General features: G+C 55.4%; 11 protein-coding genes. 2 read left to right on the plus strand and 9 right to left on the minus strand.

Annotation, left to right across the window (positions count from 1 at the left end; genetic code table 11):
- Window positions 1–23: 23 nt before the first annotated feature.
- The 3 genes from EO776_RS17905 to EO776_RS19860 form a co-directional block, all read right to left on the minus strand.
- Window positions 24–2,435 (minus strand): PAS domain-containing protein, encoded by a 2,412-nt coding sequence (locus tag EO776_RS17905; protein WP_094520274.1) that lies wholly within the window; start codon window positions 2,433–2,435, stop codon window positions 24–26.
- 118 nt (window positions 2,436–2,553) lie between these two features.
- Window positions 2,554–4,758, minus strand: coding sequence for a HAMP domain-containing methyl-accepting chemotaxis protein (locus EO776_RS17910; protein WP_094520273.1), 2,205 nt, complete (start codon window positions 4,756–4,758; stop codon window positions 2,554–2,556).
- A 175-nt stretch (window positions 4,759–4,933) separates the two neighbouring features.
- On the minus strand, window positions 4,934–5,560 hold the full coding sequence (locus EO776_RS19860; RefSeq protein WP_094520272.1) for a deoxyribodipyrimidine photo-lyase: 627 nt from the start codon (window positions 5,558–5,560) through the stop codon (window positions 4,934–4,936).
- A 193-nt stretch (window positions 5,561–5,753) separates the two neighbouring features.
- On the opposite strand from EO776_RS19860, the gene EO776_RS17920 reads away from it, so the two are divergent.
- On the plus strand, window positions 5,754–7,652 hold the full coding sequence (locus EO776_RS17920; RefSeq protein ID WP_129452624.1) for a methyl-accepting chemotaxis protein: 1,899 nt from the start codon (window positions 5,754–5,756) through the stop codon (window positions 7,650–7,652).
- A 193-nt stretch (window positions 7,653–7,845) separates the two neighbouring features.
- On the opposite strand, the gene EO776_RS17925 is transcribed toward EO776_RS17920, so the two are convergent.
- The gene (locus EO776_RS17925) at window positions 7,846–8,871 is read right to left on the minus strand and encodes a response regulator (protein WP_129452625.1); all 1,026 of its coding nucleotides are present in this window, start codon (window positions 8,869–8,871) and stop codon (window positions 7,846–7,848) included.
- Between the two features lie 288 nt (window positions 8,872–9,159).
- Between EO776_RS17925 and EO776_RS17930 the strand changes: the two genes are divergently transcribed.
- Window positions 9,160–11,658 carry a PAS domain S-box protein gene (locus EO776_RS17930; protein ID WP_094520855.1) on the plus strand — a complete coding sequence of 833 codons (2,499 nt, stop codon included), beginning with the start codon at window positions 9,160–9,162 and terminating at the stop codon, window positions 11,656–11,658.
- A 451-nt stretch (window positions 11,659–12,109) separates the two neighbouring features.
- Here EO776_RS17930 and EO776_RS17935 read toward each other — a convergent pair whose 3' ends face one another.
- From EO776_RS17935 to EO776_RS17955, 5 genes are all read right to left on the minus strand, one after another.
- Window positions 12,110–12,970, minus strand: a complete 861-nt coding sequence (locus EO776_RS17935; protein ID WP_129452626.1) for a ring-infected erythrocyte surface antigen domain-containing protein — start codon at window positions 12,968–12,970, stop codon at window positions 12,110–12,112.
- 274 nt (window positions 12,971–13,244) lie between these two features.
- Window positions 13,245–14,204 (minus strand): signal peptidase I, encoded by a 960-nt coding sequence (locus tag EO776_RS17940; protein ID WP_158228697.1) that lies wholly within the window; start codon window positions 14,202–14,204, stop codon window positions 13,245–13,247.
- A gap of 20 nt (window positions 14,205–14,224) precedes the next feature.
- The gene (locus EO776_RS17945) at window positions 14,225–15,403 is read right to left on the minus strand and encodes a hypothetical protein (protein WP_129452627.1); all 1,179 of its coding nucleotides are present in this window, start codon (window positions 15,401–15,403) and stop codon (window positions 14,225–14,227) included.
- A gap of 95 nt (window positions 15,404–15,498) precedes the next feature.
- Window positions 15,499–16,314 (minus strand): hypothetical protein, encoded by an 816-nt coding sequence (locus tag EO776_RS17950; RefSeq protein ID WP_129452628.1) that lies wholly within the window; start codon window positions 16,312–16,314, stop codon window positions 15,499–15,501.
- A 223-nt stretch (window positions 16,315–16,537) separates the two neighbouring features.
- A complete protein-coding gene (locus EO776_RS17955) occupies window positions 16,538–18,100 on the minus strand; it encodes a SipW-dependent-type signal peptide-containing protein (protein WP_129452629.1) in 1,563 nt (520 codons plus the stop codon).
- Between the last annotated feature and the right edge of the window lie 94 nt (window positions 18,101–18,194).

Consider the following 18,194-nt stretch of genomic DNA (forward strand, 5'->3'; position numbering starts at 1 on the left):
GAGAGGGCCTCTAAGATATTGTCTTAACCTACAAGATTGAGACCGTTAGAAGATCGGAACACCATTCTCACCGTCGTTCCCCGTGGCTCATTATCGTTAAATTGGAGTACTCCACCAGCCTGTTCAACGATCGCTTTCACGAGCCATAGTCCAAGACCAGACCCATGAAGAACAGGCTGAATCGTTTCTTCACCAGTCCGTATATCGCGCTCCTCATCCGGAATACCCGGCCCGCTGTCACTCACTTCGAGATACGATGCGTCATTATCTGACCAGACCCGAATCGAAACTGACGGTTGGTCACGGTCTGAATGGATAACCGCGTTTTCGATAAGTTCCTCGACCGCTGTTTCGATCGTTCCATTTGGAACGCTGACCGGCTCATTCGACGTTTCCAGCGTAATGTCTGCCTCAGGGAATTCTGCTTGAGTGTTTGATACTGCGTATTCGGCCGACTGTGCAAGATCGGTTGACTCAGCCGTTCGCGACTGCGAGAGAACTTTTGTGACCTGTCGTATTTTCCCAGCCATATCAATCAACTTCTGGCTGTGCTCCGAGACTGTTTCAGCGGTGTTCACAACTTCGGGGTCAGTTGTCTGCTGTTCAATCAGCTCAGCACTCCCTTTTACAATGTTCATCGTGTTCTTTATATTGTGACGGAGCACTCGATCGAGAACCTGAAGTTGCTGCTCACGTTGTCTAACCTCGCTAAGATCATGAACCGACCCCACTACACCGGTAACCGCTCCATCGTCGTCCCACAATGGCGAAAGGACAGCCCGAACGAAGCGCCGTCTTTCACCCGTATTGGCCTCAGTTTCGAGTTCAAAAACAACTGATTCTCCATCCAGCGCTTGTTGTATTGCGGGTTCAATCTCCTCAGCAGTACTTTTTTCAACAATCGAATCAATTTGCGTCCCACGAACTCGGCCCGAATCAAGTCCATAAAACTGCCGAAAGTTCTCGTTAGCGAATATAAGTCGCTCTGATGAGTCAATACAGAAGATCCACGTAGGTGACGCCTCGACTGCCGATTTGTATTGTCGGAGCCGCTCCTGTTTCTCTTTGTCTTCTGTGACATCCCGGTGGAAACCGGCGAATTCACTGATCGTACCCTCTGTGTCGGTAATAGGAGCAAACGTTTCTTTTGTCCAGAATTCCGGTCGATCATCGTGGTTGTCACAGCGCTCGATGGTTACTGATTCACCTTCTTCGACGGCTCTCTGGACCGTTGCGGCCATTTCCGAATCTTTGCCATCACAGAACAGCGCTGTGAGGTCAGACCGATCCTCCAGATCATTCTGCGCTAGTTCATCAAACCGATTGTTTGCATACACGAGCGGATCGTCTTCCTGATGTAAATCGAATATCGTGATTCCAATCGGGGCCTTATCCATCACTCTGGATTTGCGATGGAGTTCGCGGCGTGTCCGCTCGGATGCCGTCACTTCGGTATACACGTATACTCGGTGCGCGCCCACTCGCTCGCTCGGTAACCCCGTCTCGATCACCCGGTAATGCCGAGTTTCACCGTCAGCTTCCCACTCGAAGATCGGATCGTCTCGAACGGTACACTCATACAATTTTGGTGCCGTGTCAGCGAAGCTCGTTTCACCGGCCCCGCGGAGCTCATCGAATGTCTCAGCGGCGGTGGGGCTTATGTGTCTGATTTCTCCATCGGCGTCAACGATGACCGTTGCTTCGTTGAGATGTGTAAGCACCTGTTTTCGCCAGAACCGTGGAATCGGGCGAAACGTCTCATTCAAAAACACGAAGCTTCCCAACGCGAAAACGGCCATTCCAAGAGGAGCATAGCTCGTCTCGACAAACTGCGCCGGGACGCGCCCCAGTCCGATAGCGACGTCCACTACTGCTGGGACGGCTGTGAGGACTACAACGATCCCGAGCCGCCAGTCTCTGATGCGAGAGGTAGTCACGGCTTCGATCAGCCAGACCGTTGCAACCCCGACCGACAGGTATGCCGCCCCGGAGATCAACCAATAGGTAACACCGGGATTAAACGCAAGGTGCGCGAACGGTTCGGTTGAGACATAGGCAGTGAAGTAGAGATTATACGTGGGGTTAGTGAGTTTGATAGCGACAGCGACGAGGTACAGTCCAACCGCAAGACGCCGCAGTGCGGGGCGCCGGTGGTATTCGTGACCTGCGTACGCTGACGCAAAGTATAGCCACGCGCCAATACTAGCAAGTCCAACAATTAACCCGATGATTCGCAACCATACGGCTGCTGAAACCCAACTGATCGCGAATTGTATCGCAGTTGTCGCTGTCCACCCACCAGCCAGAACGAACACTGACACAAGCCCAAGGCGTGTATCACGCTCGGCGATATCGGTTGCTCGCCAAGCCCCATAACCCGAAATGAGCGTCGCGAGAGCAAACACCGCGATATACGCCGCCTGTGCTACCTCCATGCGTATTTTATTCTATCTATTATAAATAGGTTATTACAGTCGCAAAATTCTTTTGTGTCATTACTATTGGAATTCTACGACTCAAAATATCTCCCAACAGTGGGGGAGAGGAGTCAATTCAGTTGCTTTCCTCCTCGCAGCGAGACTCAGACGACACATTGCCGCCATCCGCGGCCATCTGAGACTGTGTGTTTGCCTGAACTGTCGTTTCTTGTTGTGTTTCGAACCCAGTCACCTGATCGTTGAGATCATCAGCCAGCGTCGAGAGTTCTTGAATCGTTTCGGTCGTTTCCGCGAGTGACGACGTCTGCTCCTCGGTCGCCGCCGACACGTTGCTCGCCTCCGCGGCGGTCTGTTCACTCACACTTGCCACCTCATCTACCACCGAGACGACCTCCTCTGTCGAGGCGGCCTGGTCATCCGTCGCGTCACTAATTTCTCGGATGCCGCTCTCAGCCTCCTGTACTGCGTCCGCGATCTCATCAAACATCTCAATTGCACTCTCGATCGTTTCCGACCCGCGCTCAACGCGCTCGCTCATCTCTTCCATTCCCGCAACTGTTTCCGTTGTACTTTCTTGCGCAGTCTCAATCCGCTCTTCTACAGCAGTCGTCGCTTTTCCTGCTTCCTCTGCGAGCGATTTGACTTCAGAGGCTACAACACCGAACCCCTCTCCAGCTTCTCCAGCACGCGCTGCCTCGATCGACGCGTTCAGCGCCAGAATGTTTGTTTTCTCGGCGATCCCGGAGATCATCTCTACAATCTCTCCAATCTCATCCATATCCTCTTCGAGAGCCTTGACCTGTGCGGCTGCCTCGTCGGCTTGTTGCTCTATCGACTCGATCTCTTCAGTCGCCTCCGAGGCGTACTCACGCCCTTCATTCCCCTGTTCAACGGCTGCTCCAGCCGTTGCAGCCACTTGATCTGCCGAAGACGCAATCTCTTCGACCGTAGCGGACATGTCGTTCATCTCGTTAGCGACTTCTTGTAGATTTTCACTCTGCGTGTCTGCCCCATGTGAGATCTCCTCGACGGACCCGGCAACCTCCTCGCTTGCTTGCTTGACTTCTTCGGTGTTTTGTGTAACCACATCACTTGAAGTGGCGACGCTCTCGACAATATCTTTGACACTACCAACGCTATCACTAAGACGGTCAATCCCGTTCTCTAGGTTCGATAGCACGTCGCCGTACGCTCCTGGGTAGTCGGTGTCGATATCTTGCGCGAGTTGACCCTGCTCTAGCCGGTCGCTCGCAGTCGATATTTGCTCGAAACTGTTCGTCAGCTGGGTCGTCCCCACCGCGAGGTCATCAAGCACGGCACCGTACTGGCCGGGGCGGTTGGTGTTGACGTCGTCATCGAGCACACCCTGTTGAAGGTCGCTACTAACGCTCTGAATTTGCTCGAAACTTGCCGCGAGCTCGCCGGCACCCGTTTCAAGATTGGTTATCGTCTCACCGTACGTTCCGGGGTATTGAGATTCAAATTCCCAGTTGAGATCCCCCTGTTTGAGCCCTTCACTTGCGGTTCCAATCTGGGAAAACACGCCTTCGAGGTTTTCTTGCATCTTGGTGTATGCCTCTACCATCCGCCCGATTTCATCATTCTCGACGTGTTGACCTACCTCCTTATCGAGTTCTCCGTTACTGATCGCGGTGAGCCCGTTCGATAGCTGCTTGATTGGTGGTGTGATGCGACCGGCGACGAATAGGCCGATCATAATCGCTACGATGAACGCTCCGATGGTCAGCCCGAGAACTTCCAACTGTGCGGCTTGTGTCGTGCTGTCGGCTGCAACAACCGATGACTCTTTGTCTTCGATAGCTGCCTGCTCGAGCGTCTGCGCCGAGTCTTTGGTATCTGCGACGATCGCGTCTAACTCATCGCTCTTTGCCTGCGCTTGCTCCATATCACCGGCTTCTAAGGCTGTAAACAGTTCCTGAGCAGTTCTGGAGTACTGTTCGTGTTGTTCCTGTAATTCTTCAAATTCTGCTTGTTCTGCTTCGCTCAGCTCTTGTTGTTGTAACTTGGCGGAGTATTCGTCGAATCTCCCACCTGCTGCTTCGAAATTGGACTGCTCTCCCTCTTCACCGAGGAGTGCGGCGTGTATGGCGACTTGTTGCTCTTCGATGGCTACGAGCATGTTTAGCGAGGCATCGATTTTGTCGCCGTCTTCAGAGATGACGTGTGCCTCTTCATCGACATCTCCAACGGCTTGGTATCCGACCGCGCCGGTGACGCCCACCAGTAACGCCACTAAGACGAATGCGATGATGAGTTTCGGCCGAAGGTCCAACCGGTCAATCGCAATCTTATCTAACATATCTGAGACTGTATATCTGATTTATAAATAGTTACGCAACAAAATATTGTAAATGATAGTCAGGGCAACCAGTATCGCAGAAAAACTAGGACAGGAAACATTCGCGCCGGCTAGAAGTACGAGATCTTAGTCTTGTGAATCTCACTCTTTGGACCCGATCGAGCACTATCTCATATTAAGATAAAAACGACCTACCGTCATCATACCGACGATACGTCGTTCCGTTTGACAGAGCTCGTAATTGCTTTCGAGCAGATTTAGTACCAGCGGTGAGGGGCGCAGAGTCGTATTCCTCTTCACGAAGGTCTGAAAGTCGTGGCACCTCTCTAGTTTCAATAGCTAGTGTATGTGGGTTAGCCAGATACGCCTCTGGGTCCGGGGGTAGCGTTGTAGATGAACTCGTCCTGGCTGCCTGTCCGGTTGGAACGGACGTGTAGGTCACTCCAGTGCGAGTGAGCACACGCTGAACCGCACGGTCACGCTGACGAGCCAGTCGTGAGTAATCTTGGTTCCACACAACCCGTTCGACTCCGATAGTCCGCGCGATATGACCCACGATGTCGGTCGGGTCTCCGTGTTGTATCACGAGATCACTACCATAGCCTTGATACCAGTCTCGAAGCTTACGGAGGGAACCGAGCATGAATGCAACTCCCAGGCCGTCGGCCTGTGACAAAATCGCGTCATCCAGCACGAACACTGACATCACACGACTATCATCCCGCTCAGCAGCGGTGAGGGCGGTCGAAAGCCCCGGATTTGGACTTGGCCGAAGCGTGCGACGGTGCCAATACAACTGCATACATACGCCTAGAGGTTTTCACTGATATCCTCCCCGCTCTAAAAGCGAGGAATCCCCGAAGTGGAGTATAAATAACCTCGATCAACATCAACCAGTGGCCCCGACCCCGTCATCTGACTCAACAACTTAAGACGTTCTCAAAAACGAGAACTTGAGGCGAGAGACTAAGTATGGTATCGTACAGCAAGTGTATATGCAATTGGGAGATACAGAATCGCCGCTTAAAACGTATATCGAGAATACGCCGAATGGTAAAGAGATTCCTGACGAGACGTTCAAACGGCGACATATTGGTGTCTTGGCGTTTACACTCGCGTTACTTCCGTTTGTCTTCGGTGTGAGTCGAATGGTGGGCGCGGAGTCGATCACCGGTGCTGAACTGCCGGTCATCCCGATGTTACACTCCGTGGTCGGCAGTGGTATGGTGTTGGGATTGGTAGTGACAGCTGCAGTCCCGGCACTTTCTCGTCGAGTTCGGGCAGCTACGGGCGCGGTCGCGTTCATGGCACAGGCGTCGGTGTTAGCCTACTTTACTGGTGGATTCATCGAGGCACATTTTCTCTACTTTGTGGGAGTCGGGGTTGTTGCACTGTATGAAGACTGGGTACCGTTTGCGATCACGATTGGGTATGTCGCTATCCAACACAGCGTCTTCGGGCTTATCGAGTGGTTCACGGTCTACAACCATCAGGCAGCGATGGCTAACCCGATCGTTTGGGGTGGGATACACGCTGTTGGCGTGTTGATGCTTGCGGGGACAATCACGTTCCTCTGGCAATCGCTCGCGATTCAGCGACAACAGGCCCGCGAGAAGGTCCAAGAGAAACTAGAAGAAGCGAAGCAAGCGAGAGATCGTGCCAAAGAGAAGGAAGTAGAGGCGGCCGAACAGCGCGAAGAGATGCAGGAGCTTAATGCGGAACTTGAGCAGGCCGCTGCCGACTACCAATCGGTCATGGTTGAGTGTGCGGCTGGTGACTTCACCCGCCGGCTTGACACCGACGTAGATAACGAGGCGATGGTGGAGATCGCCACCACCTTCAACGATATGGTAGAGGATCTTGAGCTGACGTTCGCGCAGATTCAAAACTTCGCAGATGAGGTCGCGTCCGCGAGTGAAGACGTGAGTGCATCGACGGCAGAGACGCAGCGTGCGAGCGAGCAAGTCGCGGACTCTATCCAAGCGATTGCGGCAGACGCGGATACACAGCACGGGCAGAGCCGAGAGGCATCGGATGAGATGCAGAATCTTTCCGGAACCGTTGAAGAGGTTGCGTCCTCAGCGGATGAAGTTGCCACAGCTTCTCAGGATGCCGTTGAACTCAGCAATAGCGGTCAAGCGGCCGCGACAGAGGCGATTGATGAGATGGAGGATATCGAGTCGCAGTCTGAGCAGACGGTCGAGCAGGTCAACACGCTCGCGGACGAACTTGAGGAAATCGGAGATGTTGTTGAGTTGATCGAGGATATTGCTGAACAGACGAACCTGCTTGCGCTGAATGCCTCGATAGAAGCGGCTCGTGCCGGTGAGGCCGGGTCCGGGTTCGCTGTAGTGGCAGACGAAGTGAAAGAGCTTGCAGAGGAGACAGCGGAGGCGGTTGATGACGTCACCGAGCGGATTGAACGTGTGCAGTCTACCTCTGGTGAAGCCGTTGGGGATATGGAGTTAATGCAGGAACAGGTTCGTTCGGGCGCAGACACGGTTGAGTCGGCTCTCGCTGCGCTCGATGAGATCACGACCACTGTCGAAGGCGTGAATGATGGTATTCAGGAGATTAGTGACGCAACAGACAGCCAAGCTGCCTCTACGGAGGAGGTCGTAAGCATCGTCGAGGAGGTCGCTCACGCGGCAAATGAGGTGAACAGCGAGTCGGATAATGTTTCCGCAGCAGCCGAAGAACAAACATCGTCGCTTGCGGAGGTCTCTCAGAATACAGACAATCTCAAAGAACGAGCGGGGAAGCTTCAAGACCGGCTCAGCGGGTTCACTATTGATGCGGACCCTAACCGGGTTATCGATATAGCGGGTGAACATGCCGGAGCGCAGGCAGGTAGTTCGGTCAAGGTAGTAGGTGATGGTGGCAATACAGAGTGACAGTCATCTTGCTGGCTCTGTTGACATTCTAGTTTTCAAATATATAATATAATATAATATAATACAGCTCTTTACCCTCCGAGCACTAGATTCGAAATACGCTCTTCTGTAGGATATTGTTGATTACTCTATGGATCTACCCGGAACTCTTTCTTCCTCACCAGAAAAAATAGCAAGTCGATCGGACCGCCGGTCACCGAACAGCCTTCTTGATCCGTTCGATGAGAGTTTCGTACTGTTTCGGGCCGACGTCCTTCTCAACGTAGTCAGTCACGTCGTCGAGGATTGCCTGCTTGGCTACCTCCTCGCTGCCCCGTCCAGTGTACAAAATAAAGGGCAGCGCCGGATGGCGGTCTCGAACAGCGTTGAGAAACTCGATACCGTTCATACCCGGCATCTTGTAGTCGCTGACGATACAGTCGATTTGCTCGACGTGAGAGAGTTCAGAGAGACGTTCGAGCGCTGCCAGAGGGCTCGTCGCTTCGGTTATCGAGAGTCGGTCTGACTGTTCGCTCAAGAAGACGCGGGTCATCTCAAGGCTCTGTTCGTCATCGTCGACGAGTAGTAACTCGATGGGACCGCTCCCGTCCGACACCGACCCGAGCGCATCGACCGCGAGCAGGTCAGCGCGAAGGTACCGGCCAAAGAGGTTTAGTAGGCGAAACGACGGAAACTGAACGCTGATCCGTTCGGTCCGGTCCGGCGCGTTCAGGTACAAGACGACTACCGGCGCATCGGCTCCCGAGAGGCTGAACCGAGCGATGTCGTCCCGGTCAACGGTGATCCGATCGCCGCCATCTGTCGGTTTGAGTCGTATCGCTGTGGCTGAGACGGCGAGTCGACAGGATCGTCTGTTGTCAGTTTGGTCGTCCGCGCGTCGGTGGGAGACAGACACCTGTACGTCGACGAGCAGTTGTTTAAAAAGCAGACGCTGGAACTTCACGAGCGTCGCAGCGTCGGCTCGCATGGCGAGTGTCTCGCGCCGGTTTCCGCTGTCGAACGCCAGCGTGACAGTCTCCGTCGAGTCGGCAGCGGCGGCCATCGAAACATCCCGTACAATATCGAAAACCTCGTCAATGTCGATCCGGCGCGCTACTTCCCCGGTCTGGACGCGAATCTGTGTAGGCGTCATCGCGATACGCCCACGACTCGGCGTACCGCTCGTCGACCGACTGAGGTCGACCATGGCGCCGAACTCGGCAGTGATCGAATCTGTCAACACTTGTTTATTGACTAAACAATCTATAAACCTTTGTCAATTTTCTATTTGAATGACACCAAACCGATCGGCCTTCTGTAGGAGATTGTTGGAACAGTCATTGCTAGCTGAGCGGGACACTAATCGACTTGCTAAACACCTCTACCGTGGACTATTAATTTGATTCACGCACCGCAAATCGCAAGACTACAATCTATCAACAATCCGCTACAAGAGCGTAACGGATTCAGCTTTCTGTCTTGAGAAATTCTGGCATAGTATTATTACTACCCATTATAATACCTATCCATGAACAGCGAAACGAATATCCACGTGCTTCACGTCGACGACGAGCCGGACTTCGCTGAGCTGACTGCAGAGTTTCTGAAACGCGATGACAATCGCTTCACAGTCACGACAGCGACGAGTGCCAGTGAAGGAGTCGAACAGCTCTCTCACGGTGACTTCGACTGTGTCGTCTCTGATTACGATATGCCTACACAGAACGGTATCGAGTTTCTCAAATCCGTCCGAGAGAACTCCCCTGACCTGCCATTTGTGCTGTTTACTGGCAAGGGCTCTGAGGAAATTGCCGGGGAAGCTATCTCCGCTGGCGTAACGGACTATCTTCAGAAAAAACGTGGGACCGACCAGTACACCGTATTGGCGAACCGACTGCGAAACGCCGTCCAACGACATCGTGCAGAACAAGACCGAAAGCGCCAGCGCAAAGCAATTGAAACGGCACAAGAAGGCGTCAGCATCCTCAATGAGGCCGGTGAATATATTTATGTCAATCAGGCGTACGCGGATATCTACGGATATGACCCCGACGAGATGGAGGGGGAACACTGGGAACTGATCTACCCCGATGGCGACACAACGATCGCACGGGACGTTATCTTGCCGACGGTCGCAGAGGACGGCTACTGGCGAGGCGAAACGACTGGGCTTCGGGCTGACGGAACGACCTTTCTTGAGGACCACACCGTCACACGGGCCGAGACCGGTGAGCTAATTTGTTCGGTGCGGGATCGCTCTGTGGAACAGGAACAGGAGATCGCACTCACCCAATTTCGAACGCTCGTCGAGACTCTCAACGACCCGGTCTACGTGCTCGATGAGACAGGACAGTTCGAATACGTGAACGACGCGTTCATCGAAATGGTTGGGTACGACCGGGAGACGATTATCGGAGCGTCACCAGCACTGATCAAATCTTCAGAGGAGATCAACCGTTCGCAAACCAATCTCGGGCGGGTTCTTTCATCGAACGGGCCCGATAGCGTACAATTCGAAATCGAGGTTCAGCCCAGCCAAGGTAAACCAATCTCCTGTGAGGACCATATGGGCGTCTTGCCTTACGAAGGGGAATCTTTCGGGGGATCTGTTGGGATTTTGCGAGATATCACTAAGCGTAAAAAGCGTGAAAAAGAGCTTGAGCGGACAAATACTGTTCTTCGCACAATCGTCGAAACGCTGCCGATGGGTGTACTCGTTGAGGATGCTGAACGTGACGTACTCATCGCAAACGACCGCCTAGGCGAAACGCTTGGCATTCCGGTCGACGGCGAGGAACTCATCGGACGCGACTGCGCTGCGGCGGCTGAAGAACTCAAGTCCCAATTCATCGATTCAGAGGCGTTTATCGAGGGAATTACTGAGCGACTCGACCAGCGAGAGCCAGTTCAAGATGAGGAACTCCACCTCACGGACAGCCGCGTGCTTGAACGTGATTACGTCCCGTACATCCTGCCGGAGGGTGAAGCGAACATGTGGTTATACCGTGATGTCACAGCGCGCACGCAACAGAGGCAAGAACTCAAACAGGCCAACCAATTCCTTGCGCAGACACAAACCGTCGCAGACGTCGGTGGTTGGGAGCTTGACCTCCGAACTGAGTCGCTCCGATGGACAGAGGAAATCTACCGGATTCACGGCGTCGACACGGACTTCGAGCCGACGGTTGAGGATGGAATCGAGTTCTACCACTTCGAGGATCAGACGACGATTCGGGATGCCGTGGAACGTGCGATAGCCGACGGCGAACCGTACGACGTGGAGTTACGCATCGTCACCGCGAACGACGAGGTGCGATGGGTCCGTTCTCGCGGCGAGCCGCGGTACGAAGACGGCGACATCGTTGGTGTGCGCGGCACGATTCAGGACATCACCGAGCGGATAGCACGTCAACAGCGACTGGAAGAGTTCACCAGTGTTGTGTCACACGACCTTCGGAACCCGCTGAACGTCGCCACCGGACGGCTAGAACTGGTAAGCGAGGAGTGTGACAGCGACCATCTCGACAGCCTCCAACAGGCGTTAGAGCGGATGGAGGCGCTGATCAGGGATCTCCTCGCACTTGCTCGGGACGGCAGAAAGGTCACTGACGCTCAGCCGGTCGATCTCACCACAATTGCCAACAGGTGCTGGGAGAACGTTGAGACGGAGCAAGGGCGCTTACTTACTATGACCGATCAGACCGTGTTGGCAGACAGCAGTCGTCTCAAGCAGGTGTTTGAGAATCTGTTTCGAAACGCGGTTGAGCACGGCGGGGCGGACGTGACCGTGACGGTCGGAGAACTAGACGGCGGGTTCTATATTGAAGACGATGGTTCAGGAATTCCACTCGACGAACGCGATGCTGTCTTTGAGGCCGGCTACTCGCAGTCGACGAGTGGGACGGGGTTCGGACTGAGCATCGTCAAGCAGATCGCCACTGCACACGATTGGCAGATTCGTATTATGGACGGGACAGACGGCGGAACGCGGTTTGAGATAACGAATGCTGAACTTATAGACACCTAAGGACTTATTGAAATCCTACTTTCAGATATATTCTCGCCTGAAACAGCCGGTCGATGGAAACTACGAAAGAAACGCTGTCACGGCAGCGAACCTGTTGTAACAGCTCGCGGCGACCGATTCCGACCCAAACGCATCTAGCAGAATCATCCGTGTCGAACACCGCTGACGCGGTGTGCTTGTCCTCTTCGACTCAACAGTAGCTCAGCAGTATCGACAATCCCCTACAGAAGAGCGTTCAGCTAATATCTCAACGCCTGGGATCTCTCCGTCTTTAGCCGGAAGAGCATATTAAAAGACAACTCGTGTGGCATTTTGGGTCACACGAAGCGGATGAGCAAGGCAGCTAACAGCGTTAATCCAAGAGTGTAACCGATGATCACGATGGCGTTCCGCTTCGGCGCACCAGGGGCCATCCCGGGGAGATCAGGTAATTGCCGCCTGCCACAAGAGGTCACTGGTCTGTTGAGTCCGCTCCATCCGACGATTCGTTGATGTCATCCGAACCAGGCCCGGTGTCGGCCTCGACAGAGTCGGAACTGGAGTCGTTATCAGACTCCTCACCGTTGGAGGTATCAGACTCCTCACCGTTGGAGGTATCAGACTCCTCACCGTTGGAGGTATCAGACTCCTCACCGTTGGAGGTATCAGACTCCTCACCGTTGGAGGTATCAGACTCCTCACCGTTGGAGGTATCAGACTCCTCACCGTTGGAGGTATCAGACTCCTCACCGTTGGAGGTATCAGACTCCTCACCGTTGGAGGTATCAGACTCCTCACCGTTGGAGGTATCAGACTCCTCACCGTTGGAGGTATCAGACTCCTCACCGTTGGAGGTATCAGACTCCTCACCGTTGGAGGTATCAGACTCCTCACCGTTGGAGGTATCAGACTCCTCACCGTTGGAGGTATCAGACTCCTCACCGTTGGAGGTATCAGACTCCTCACCGTTGGAGGTATCAGACTCCTCACCGTTGGAGGTATCAGACTCCCCACCGTTGGAGGTATCAGACTCCTCGGAATCGTCATCTGGGTTAGAGGCGGGCGGGTTGGGCGAGTTACTGTCCGGCGGCTGGTCCGCTTCCGCGCCGGAATGGACATCGTTCGATTCTTCGGACGGCGTCGAGTTTTGATCGGACGGATTGGTTTGCCCGTCGTCCGTCAGCGACTCATTGCCAGTGGAACCGGATAGAGTCGCAGACGCGTTGGTCCCGTTCGTGCTTCCGCCGGAGGCAGGGAGATCGGAGACTTGCTCGTCACCTGTGGCGTTTCTACTCGCCCCGTCGTCGTTTCTGTCCGGTGGTCCACTACCCAACGATTCGTTGCTGCCAGGTGCCGGAGGCTCGGCTGTGCCGCTCGTTGTGGCTGTGACCGTCCCACTCCCAGAGGCGTTTTCAACGCTTGTGACTCCGACGGTTGGGGCGTTAACCGATCCGGTCGTATTGTCGCTAAGCACGACCGGATCGGGAGCCGGAATGTCGGCGCTGAACCCGAGTGAAACTGACTCCTTGTCGGACAGCGTTGCGACCGACACACCGGCTGAAATCGACGCAAACACGATGAGTAGTGCGCAGATGACTGCGAACGTCTTATTCATCATCAACCTCCGCTTCCCCGCCGCCGTCTGCTAGGGTGGGAACCGAGGCAGGGGTCGATGGCGTCGGTTCAGGCTCCGGTTCAGGTTTCGAGCGCGCCGCCCGGGCTGTCTGCCACGTGGTGAAGGTTATCCACCCGGTAAACAGGACCCCAAGAAGCCCCGCAGTGAACGCACCAACCGAAATCGGGGTTGGGGCTGCGGTCAGTGAGAACTCTTGGTAGATGTTCCACCCAGCGTATGTGAGCAACGCACCCATCGCTAGCAGCGTCAGCTTCAGGTCAATCGCGGCGACAGTGACGGTGCTGTCCGATTCCGGTTCCGAATCATTGTCGGCGGCGGCGGCCGGGAATTCCCAGTCGTCAGCCTCGTCAACATCCGTAGCGTCTGGATTGTCCAGTACATCTGGAGCGTCTGCGTCTTCATCAAGCGGTACTGACGCTGGCTCTCGGTCGTGTTTGTCCGGCTTGTCGGTGCGCTCGTCTGGTTCCTGCTGAGCCCACGCGAGGAGTTCGCTCACGCCGAGTAACACTAGCGGACTGATGACCAACAAGACGTACCCCACAGGTGTGTTCGCCCACAGAATTATATGACCAATAAGCGGAATTGTGAGAACCACTTTGCCGATAATGGTTTCAGGGGCAACCGTACCTGTATCGGCCTCCTCGTTTGCGTCGCCTTTTGTCTCGTATCTGCCATCAACTTCGCCGACGACGCGATGTGTAGTCGGGACGCTGTCGCCAGGACTTCTGTATGTGATCACGTCGCCATTTTGAACGGGACCAGAGGAGTCGACGATCACCACGTCGCCAGGTGACAGCACTGGCTCCATACTCCCAGAGAGAACAACGTAGCTCTCATCGGCACCGATGACTTGCGGGACGGCGAAGACCGCAAAGGGTGAGATCGCCGCGACGAGAACAATCGTCACGAGCAATGTGCTAGTGCTTCCCATCGATGGCCGCGGCAACTGAGTCATTGGTCACCTCCTGGCGGAGCCGTGGGTGAACCGCTGCGCCCGCGCGTTTCAGGGTCGTTTGTTTTGCCTGAAGATTTCGACTTGCCAGGGTTTCCGGAGTTGTTACCACGGTCTTTCGAGCCTTGGCCGTTGCCGTTACTTCCCGGGGTAAGAGACGGATCGCTGCATCCCGAACAGTCCGCCTCTGGATCGTTCGTACATATGCAGACCAGAATATTACTGATGGCTGTGCCGTCAGGTGCGTACACGATTCCGTCGGCGTCACTACCGGTGAGTCCTACGGTGTCCGTACGAGTGCTATCGTCACGATCGTAGGATTTGGCTCCCGGCCCACCTTTCACCCAGACTGTACAGAGCCTTGGGACAGTCCTATTGCGGTCTGTCCGGTTTTTGAGTCGGAACGCAACCCCGATGGTTTCAGCGCTATCGTCCTTGTCGACGGTCTGGTACACGTCGAGTTCGTACTCAGAGCTGCCCTCAGTGAACGCGTAGACGCCGGGTTCGATCTGGCTCTCGCCGATTCCAGGCTGGTTTCCATTTCCAAGTTCTATCTTCCCAAGTGTCCGGCAGCACGTACAGTCCTCGGCAGGCAGACATGGCCCAGTGTCGATACCAGCGAAAGGGTTCGTCGGGGTAGCGTGCCGACACTGGGTGGCCGACGCCCATAGCGGAAGGTCGACGGTCTCCGAGCCGATGTAGTCGGTGAGTTCGTACTCTACAAGCAGACACACCTGGTCGGTTAAGCAGTCAACTCCTCTGGTAGTGGGATCGCCATCGATTTGGCGACCACCACGGAGTGCTGTAGCAACCTCTCTGAGGGAACCGCCCGCGATTGGATCGAGCCGGTCGCCGGCCTCACAGTGGGCGTACGATAGGGTCAGTTGAAGCGCTTCTCCCAGATCAGTTGCTGCTGGAGTGGGGCAGTCAGTTGCGAGCCACAGCGCCGCGGGGTTGTTCACCGCCTGACCGCGCTGTGGGAGCGAGAAAGTGAACAGCGTCCGACCGGACATTCCGTCGGCACCGAGTGTCTCGATCGGGAGCCGAACGCGTGGCCCATCGGCGATACCGTAGCGCTCGGCGGTATCGGCACCCGGACCAGACAATATCTCGTATTCGATCGTTAGGTCAACAGTGCCTGCCGTAAGCGCCGCTTCGAACTTCTCGTCGTCTCGCAACACCGCCGTAGTCCCAGCTTCGGAGGCAGTCCAGGCGAAGCCTCCAACCCCACCGGTAGCTGCGAGTGCTGCCAGCACACGACGGCGGCTAACGGTCATTCGGACCCTCCAACGCGGAATGGGCTGTCGCCGCCACAGGGGCCCCCCGCAAAAGCGAACTTGAATCCGAGGGCGTCACCCTGTGAGCGATTACCGATATTGGGAGGAAGCTCCCACCGGAGCGCGACGCATCGGAGCGAGCCTGGGTCTAAGCACTCAAGCGCGAGCGTGCCATCAGGGCTGCCGATACCGGTCGTTGGTGCAAACGCATCAGTAAACGACGACCGCGCCACCAGCGGTGACTCTAGTGACTCCTCGAAGTTTTTCACCCCATTACACCCACGGAGCGGCGAGCCGTCAAGCCAGATCTCAACGACGGCATCATCACCGAGCTCACCGCGATCTAGTGTGCTGTCGCCGTCTGTCCGCTCCGGCTCATTAATTCCGTTTTCGTCCGTGCTAGTGATCGAGCCGGCAGCCCAGATGTCAAGCGGCTCTGACGGCTCGGTTGTGACGACTTCTAGTCCGACCACAAGCGTGCCGGTATCTCCTGAGAGAACGTTTCCTATAGAGATAACCGGGCCCGAGATATCGGTCACGAAGGTTGCCTCTTCGACGTATCCAGGGGACTGGTCGGGGTTGAGCACTGTATCCGCGTCCGTTTCGTTTCCGTCGCCGGTAGTGCCCCCGACGAGCGCGCCGTTGTACGTCTCGTACCACGCGACGCGGAGACGTCGATCGTCGGTATCGGCACTTTCTGCGGCGTAGGTGTATGCGGAAAACCGCGGCGACGGTTGGCTGAGTGAAAGTCCCCCAACTGCGAGAGCTCCAGCGCCGATTCCGGCTACTAGTTGTCGACGTGTGAATGGCATGTGTTTGGTTTCCCGGATACGCCGGGTCGGTGTACAGAATTTGTCTTCTTCCAACCAGTACGGCGGAGCAGGTCATATGTATGGACCCACTTCCGGACCGGTATGGCCCTAATACCGTTGAGTTGGCCGGTCGTACGACCGGCCGTGGGCTCGAGATTCCTGCGGCTGTCGGGACTACTGCTGCTTCCGGTCTCAACCCGACATCGCATCCGCCTTCGTTCGTTCATCCGACAACCGACTGTGTCACGGACCCGGTCCGCCCGGTTGTCTCCCCACGGTAAGCGAGCGTCAGTACCACTCGCTGTCCGTTCATTTCAACGCCATCACCGTTTGCGTCGCGGAACGAAAACAGCGTTACTTGTGCCGTTTCGTCCGGCATGAGTGACGGTTCCCGGTCCGCGCTGTCAGAGTAACCGTCGCTCCCGAGCGTGATCGTTCCCGGTAAAGCGATTCCACCTGGAATATCGGTGTATCCGGGTGTCGCCGAATCGATATAGACCTCATAGCCCGCCGGGATCGAAGTGTTGTCGACTTCGTCGCTCAACGCGAGAATCACGGGATCGGCGGGTAAAATCGTCAGATCGGTCACCACTACCGACTCACTCAGATTGTTACGGACATCGAACACCAGGCCATACGGACCAGGGTTTGCTGATTCATTTGCTCGGGCATTCAATACCGAGAGGTCTGGCCGAGAGCCGCCGCCGGTGTTATGTCGGGCCTGCTCAGCGTAGACACCGACATCAAACACTACTGAATCGCCTTGTATCTCGTTTGACTGCTCATCTGGAAGCGTGAAGGCCAGCCCAAGGTATCGCGTCGTTGAGTTCGCAAACGGTTCGCGAGCTGGGTCGGCTCCTAGTGCGGGGGCACCGTCGACAACCTCGTTGTAGCTTGTTGATGGATCGCCGTCAAGAGGAATCCCGTTACCGGTTGAGACGAGATCTAGAAACTCTCGAAGCGTGGGGTTTGTCGTAGGATCCTCGTTACCGCCGAAAAACACATGTTCACTCTGGTCAAGGGTCACATTTCCTATAGACTCGTACCAAGCGGTCACGCGGAGCGCGTCGAGCAGTTCGACGATCGGCTCCGCGTTGTCGCCCGCTTTGCGTGTTCCGTCTCGATTTTGATCTTCATCCGGATCGCCCGCCTCAGGCTCCGTAATTTCCCCCTCGTCGGCATGACCAAGCCCGCCGGTCAGCCAAAGATACCCTGGATTGTCGAACAGGTGAAGGCTAATGTCTAGTGTGATTTGATCGCCGGGTTTTAGATCTCCGAATGTCTCTGGGTCAAGTACTACCGAGGCGAAGTCGGGCTCAACCGGCCGATCGACAAACTGTTCGCGAAACCGTGTCTCGATGGCTGTGCGCTGATTCTCAGAGAGTGAGCTAAGATCGCTACTGAATCCTGCTCGGAGAGCGATCTCCTCGCGTGTAAAGATTGGATCTCGAATCCCATCACTCCCTTCGATGAAACTCCCGCTGTTGAGGATGTCGTCGCTCTCCAACAGACGTGTGGGATCTTCGGGGTCGTTAATGAACTCATCAGGCGAAGCATCAACGTAGACGGGGCCGTCAGGGCCGTCGTATGTGACCTGCCAATCAACCTGAAGGTCAAACTCACCGGCGGTGACAGAGTTACCAGCGAACTGTTCGGTGTCGTTGAGGTACGCCGTCGTCCCGAAACCAGCACCCCCCGCGGCGACGCCAGTCATTCCGAGACCAGCGAGCACAGACCGGCGACTGAGGGTGAATGGTTGGTCTTGGCTGTGAGTGTCGCGTGTCATTGTAGTACTCGTTGAAACGAACGCCCGGCAGCGGTCTCGAACCGCTGTGTCAGCCCGCGGCCGGTCCGCGTCTGATCCGGGTCTCGACCCAACC

It is taken from the genome of Halorubrum ezzemoulense (assembly GCF_004126515.1).
Lineage (GTDB): Archaea > Halobacteriota > Halobacteria > Halobacteriales > Haloferacaceae > Halorubrum > Halorubrum ezzemoulense.

What these genes read in the sequence shown, in the direction of transcription:
- EO776_RS17905 (WP_094520274.1), bottom strand. Translation starts at nt 2,435, where the DNA reads ATGGAGGTAGCACAGGCGGCGTATATCGCGGTGTTTGCTCTCGCGACG.
- EO776_RS17910 (WP_094520273.1), bottom strand. Translation starts at nt 4,758, where the DNA reads ATGTTAGATAAGATTGCGATTGACCGGTTGGACCTTCGGCCGAAACTC.
- EO776_RS19860 (WP_094520272.1), bottom strand. Translation starts at nt 5,560, where the DNA reads ATGCAGTTGTATTGGCACCGTCGCACGCTTCGGCCAAGTCCAAATCCG.
- EO776_RS17920 (WP_129452624.1), top strand. Translation starts at nt 5,754, where the DNA reads ATGCAATTGGGAGATACAGAATCGCCGCTTAAAACGTATATCGAGAAT.
- EO776_RS17930 (WP_094520855.1), top strand. Translation starts at nt 9,160, where the DNA reads ATGAACAGCGAAACGAATATCCACGTGCTTCACGTCGACGACGAGCCG.
- EO776_RS17940 (WP_158228697.1), bottom strand. Translation starts at nt 14,204, where the DNA reads ATGGGAAGCACTAGCACATTGCTCGTGACGATTGTTCTCGTCGCGGCG.
- EO776_RS17950 (WP_129452628.1), bottom strand. Translation starts at nt 16,314, where the DNA reads ATGCCATTCACACGTCGACAACTAGTAGCCGGAATCGGCGCTGGAGCT.
- EO776_RS17955 (WP_129452629.1), bottom strand. Translation starts at nt 18,100, where the DNA reads ATGACACGCGACACTCACAGCCAAGACCAACCATTCACCCTCAGTCGC.